1 protein-coding gene is annotated in these 408 nt (G+C 64.2%); it reads left to right on the top strand.

Annotation, left to right across the window (positions count from 1 at the left end; genetic code table 11):
• Nucleotides 1-153, top strand: a 153-nt coding sequence (locus ASF18_RS24610; protein WP_244472639.1) for a helix-turn-helix domain-containing protein, incomplete at its 5' end; no start/stop codon positions are given.
• Between the last annotated feature and the right edge of the window lie 255 nt (nucleotides 154-408).

The following is a 408-nucleotide window of genomic DNA, read 5'->3' as shown; positions in this document are numbered from 1 at the left end:
GAGCCCGAGCTGAAGATCATCGACGTCTTCATCTGCAAGCTGCGCAAGAAGCTGGCGAACGCCAGCCAGGGCAAGAACTACATCGAGACCGTCTGGGGTCGCGGTTACGTGCTCCACGATGGTGTCTCGGAGATGCGCGCCTTGGCCGGTTGACGGACCCCGCTGCGCACCGGCCGGTCCATCCATGTCCAACCCGGCGCGCCGTTTCCTTCGGCCGACAGAACCCGTCCGGGGAGGGCCTCGGACGGCAGATCCGCCCCGAGTATCCTCGGATATCACGACGCCCACGCACGGCCGCGGCTTAACGGCCCGCGGGCTGTTTTTCCGGGAACCAAGAGCCGGGCCGGGCGTTAGGGCCGCCGCCAATACTATGGTAAGTAAAACCCTAACGCATTCTTTGACCAATCC

The organism is Methylobacterium sp. Leaf89 (assembly GCF_001422215.1).
Classification (GTDB): Bacteria; Pseudomonadota; Alphaproteobacteria; order Rhizobiales; family Beijerinckiaceae; genus Methylobacterium.
Note: the sequence above shows the minus strand (reverse complement) of the source record. Positions and strands in the feature narration are given on the sequence as shown.